The sequence below is a fragment of the Pedobacter sp. 05L430 genome (assembly GCF_056397585.1).
In genome coordinates, this window is the sequence record NZ_JBFTNT010000329.1 from 1 (window position 1) to 4,401 (window position 4,401).

Consider the following 4,401-nt stretch of genomic DNA (forward strand, 5'->3'; position numbering starts at 1 on the left):
TTGGAGATGTGAATGTTCCAACCATCATTACCTTTATTGCTTACTGGGTAATTGGTATTCCGTTGGGTTACTTCCTTGGTATAAAGCTCAACATGGGCGTTAATGGTATTTGGTACGGGTTAACGTTCGGATTGCTCACAGCCTCCATCCTATTGTTTATCAGGTTTCAAAATAAGACCAGAATTTTGCTCGCTAGGGTATCTGCGTAAATAAAAAAATAAAAATTTTGTTTATTCATTAAGTTGCGCTAATATTGTCGACTAATTCGATAGATTTAATATGAGCAGACAATAATGAGCATACGCGAAAACCAGATTAGAATTGCCGTAAGCAATAAATTACAAGAAAAGAAGTGGAAACGGATAGCTTATATATGTCTATTTATATTGGCAGCCTTGTTTATCGGCATTGCCATTTATAATAATGTTACTTATCAGGATGCCTTGGCATTTGGCGAAGAACTATACGCACAGTTAGACGATAAGTTTTTATGGATGCTTGTTGTCGGGTTTATGGCGCAAATGGTTGATGGTGCTTTGGGAATGGGCTATGGCGTAATTTCTACTACCCTGCTGTTGTCTGGTGGCTTAAATCCGGCAGTTATTTCTGGGAGTATTCATACTGCCGAAATGTTTTCTAGTGGAGCATCTGGTTTTAGTCATTATCGTTTTGGTAACGTAAATAAAAAACTTTTTAAAACCCTGTTAATTCCAGGTGTGCTGGGCGCAATTGCAGGTGCATTATTACTAGGATATGCCGGAGATGCCTTTTCGGTATGGATAAGGCCGGTAATTTCTATATATACATTATTACTTGGGATCAGGATATTAACTAATGCATTTAAAGAAAAACAGAAGCCTCAAAAGGTAAAACGTGCAGGCTGGCTGGCTGGAGCCGGAGGTTTCTTGGATTCGTTTGGTGGCGGTGGCTGGGGGCCATTAGTTACCTCTACCCTAATTTCTAAAGGCCGTACACCTAAATATGTAATCGGCTCTGTTAGTTTAACCGAGTTTTTTGTAACCATGGCAAGTGCAGTTACATTCTTCTTTATTCTTGGCGTTAGTCATTGGCAATCTATACTTGGATTAATTGTTGGTGGAATAATAGCTGCCCCATTAGCTGCTCGTTTAGTAGGTAAACTTCCTATTAAAAAGATGTTTATAGGAGTTGGTATTATAGTAATTATATCGAGTTTGCGCATCATTTGGATGTTTATAGATAAATTAACCTAAGAATCTTAGTTGCTTAATATAACCTGGAAAAATATTCCATAAATTTATAGTGTATAAGGAATCTTAAAAGCACGCTCCAAATGAATGTTAAATTAAATTAATAATGGAACAAAGTTCAGCTGGAATTGAAAAATATCATTGCCGTAGATGCGCTAAACCACTAGATTATCGAATTCCACGACAACAAATCGTAAAAACAATACTGTTTTGGGTACCACTTAAAAGGTATAAGTGCACTTCATGTGAAAAAAAGCAATATATAATCGCTAAAAAATAAAAGGGTATTGAAGATATTTCATTACCCTTTATATTTTCTTAGGCAATTCCTTAGCTGTGCTCTACCTTGTAAATAGTGGTTTGAGTGTATGTTTCACCAGGCCTCAATACAGTGCTTGGAAATGCAGGAATATTAATCGCATTTGGATGATGTTGCGTTTCTACACAAAATCCTCCAAAAGGTTCGTAATTTCTTCCTTCTTTGCCGTGCTTCACATTAAGGTATTTAGCTGTATATAAATGGGCAATTGGTTCAGTAGTATAAACAGATAGTTTTAAGCCTCCGGTTTGTTCAGTTGTTTCAGAAGCTAATGTGAGCTCACCATATTCTTTATCGAGTACGTAGGTTTGATCGTATCCTTCGGCAGGATCCCAGTCTGCGTCAAATTCCTTACCACCCAAAAAATCATGATGAGTACCTTCTACAGGAATAAGTTTTCCTGTTACTACATAGTTGTCGTCTTGTTCAAGATAGTTGCTTGCAGGCATTCTGTGGTGATGTTTCCCTACTGAACCACCAGTTGGGGAAAGATTAAAATAACCATGATGGGTTAAGTTAATAGCTGTTGCTTTGTCTGTTGTTGCTTTAAAATCAAGAATCAGCTCGTCCTCATCAGTTAACTTAAAAGTTAACTGAATGGTAAGGTTTCCTGGGAAGTTCTCTTCGCCATCCGGACTTGTGTATTGAAGTGTTACGCTTGGGTCAATGGTAGACAAGACCTCCCATACCCTCTTGTCATAACCCATATCGCCACCATGCAGGCAGTCTCCTCCTTTTGCTTGCGATAGCTGATAAACCTCTCCATCAATAGTAAATCTGCCATTTTTAATTCGATTGGCATATCTGCCAATAACAGCACCTAAATAGGGATAATTTGCTAAATATTCTTCGCTTAAGTATTGATCAAAATCATCAAATCCCAATACGATATCCTGCTTTTCTCCATTTTTATTGGTTACTATAAATTTACTTATTATAGCCCCATAATTGTATATTTTGACATATGTTCCCTTAGTATTTGTTAATTCTACACCAAGTACTTCTTTGCCATCTATAATTTTACCTGTCTTTACTAGTTTAGTCTTCATTTATATATAATAAAATGCATTTTATGTTGAATTGAACTTACTCGATTCGGTTCATAGTTGTATATTTAGGGCCAGGTATTTTTGGATCCACTCGTTTGTCAAACAATACTATAAATACTTTATTAAAACTAAAACATTAATTTAAAATATTACAATGAAAGCGGAATTAACCAATAAATTCTTTGAAAAGTATGAACAACAACCAACAGCACATTATTTTACTCCAGGTCGCGTAAACTTAATTGGCGAACATATAGATTACAATGGAGGCTTGGTAATGCCTTGTGCAGTTACGTTAGGAACCTGGTTAATTATTGCTCCAAACAACGACAACGTAATCAGATTTAAAAGCTTAAATTTTGAGGAAACTGCACAAATTGAACTGAAACCATCTTATACTAAAACTGGTTCTGAGTGGTTCAACTATCCCCTGGGTGTTTTTAATGAAATTTCAAAGAAACATAAAATTCCGACAGGCTTGGATCTATTGTTTTTTGGTAATATTCCAATTGGTTCAGGTCTATCTTCTTCCGCTTCTATTGAAGTAGTAATGGCTTATGCTTTAAATGACTATTTTAAGTTAGGTTATGAGAAGATTGAACTACCATTGTTAGCTCAGAAAGTTGAGAATGAATTTATAGGTGTGAACTGTGGTATTATGGATCAATTTGCCGTTGCCTTTGGTGAAACTGATAAAGCCATAGTATTAAACTGCGATACCTTGAAATATAAGATAGTAGATTGTAATCTTGGAGATTATTCACTTGCTATCATCAATACAAACAAACCTCGTAAGCTGGCTGAATCTAAATATAACGAAAGAGTATCTGAATGCCAGACAGCATTAGCTCAATTAAATCAAGAAATTAAGCTTAATAATTTATGTGAACTAACAGCGGAAAAATTCGCTTTACATAGTCATCTAATTACTGACGAAACTGTTTTGAAGAGAGCGACTCATGTTATTAAAGAAAATGATAGGGTTAATTTAGCAGCTAAAGCATTGAATGAAGGTAACTTAGTGGAGTTTGGACGTTTGATGTATGCTTCTCATCAATCATTAAAAGATCTGTATGAAGTAACTGGAGTGGAGCTTGATACTGTAGTAGATTTCTGCTCTGATTATGAGCACGTTATTGGTGCCCGTATGACAGGTGCAGGTTTTGGGGGATGCGCTATTGCCTTGCTTAAAAAAGGACAGGAAGAAGATTTTGCCAAACAGCTTACAGACTATTATGTAGATCGCGTTGGATACCCTGCTGCAATTTATATTAGTGAAATTGGTAACGGTGCATCTGCTATTTAATGAAAAAGCTAAAGTTAGATGAGCTAAACCGCGTTGGTGTTGATGAATTTAAAGAACAAGAGAAGCTACCTGTTATTGTAGTACTTGATAATGTGCGAAGTATGCACAATATTGGCTCTGTTTTTAGAACGGCAGATGGTTTTGCTATCGAAAAATTATATCTGTGTGGAATTACGGCTCAGCCTCCGCACAGAGAAATTGAAAAAACAGCTCTTGGTGCCACCCAATCTGTAGAATGGGTTCATTTTGAAACAACTCTTGATGCTGTAGCATCTCTAAAAGCCGATGGGTATCGGGTTATTGGCATAGAACAAGCTGCAGGCAGCATCATGCTAAATACATATAAACCGAAGTCTTCTGAAAAATATGCTTTGATTTTTGGTAACGAAGTTAATGGGGTTAGTGATGAAGTGATGGCCCAGATTGATGAATGCATCGAAATTCCACAGTTTGGCACAAAGCATTCTTTTAATATCGTAATATCTGCAGGTATTGTGC

4 protein-coding genes and 1 pseudogene are annotated in these 4,401 nt (G+C 36.4%); 4 read left to right on the forward strand and 1 reads right to left on the reverse strand.

The features are described from left to right. A pseudogene (locus AC1DG9_RS23870) lies at positions 1–209 on the forward strand (MATE family efflux transporter); the annotation flags it as partial. An 84-nt stretch (positions 210–293) separates the two neighbouring features. Beyond that, positions 294–1,232, forward strand: a complete 939-nt coding sequence (locus AC1DG9_RS23875) for a sulfite exporter TauE/SafE family protein (protein WP_172662958.1) — start codon at positions 294–296, stop codon at positions 1,230–1,232. Positions 1,233–1,559: 327 nt separating this feature from the next. Here AC1DG9_RS23875 and AC1DG9_RS23880 read toward each other — a convergent pair whose 3' ends face one another. Then, entirely contained in the window at positions 1,560–2,597 is a 1,038-nt protein-coding gene (locus tag AC1DG9_RS23880) for an aldose epimerase family protein (protein ID WP_337716258.1), read from the reverse strand. A gap of 154 nt (positions 2,598–2,751) precedes the next feature. On the opposite strand from AC1DG9_RS23880, the gene AC1DG9_RS23885 reads away from it, so the two are divergent. Together AC1DG9_RS23885 and AC1DG9_RS23890 are read left to right on the forward strand one after the other, a co-directional pair. Continuing rightward, positions 2,752–3,903 (forward strand): galactokinase, encoded by a 1,152-nt coding sequence (locus AC1DG9_RS23885; protein ID WP_172662956.1) that lies wholly within the window; start codon positions 2,752–2,754, stop codon positions 3,901–3,903. Beyond that, positions 3,903–4,401 (forward strand): RNA methyltransferase (locus AC1DG9_RS23890; protein WP_477635369.1); only part of this gene is annotated, 499 nt, incomplete at its 3' end. The genes AC1DG9_RS23885 and AC1DG9_RS23890, both read left to right, overlap by 1 nt.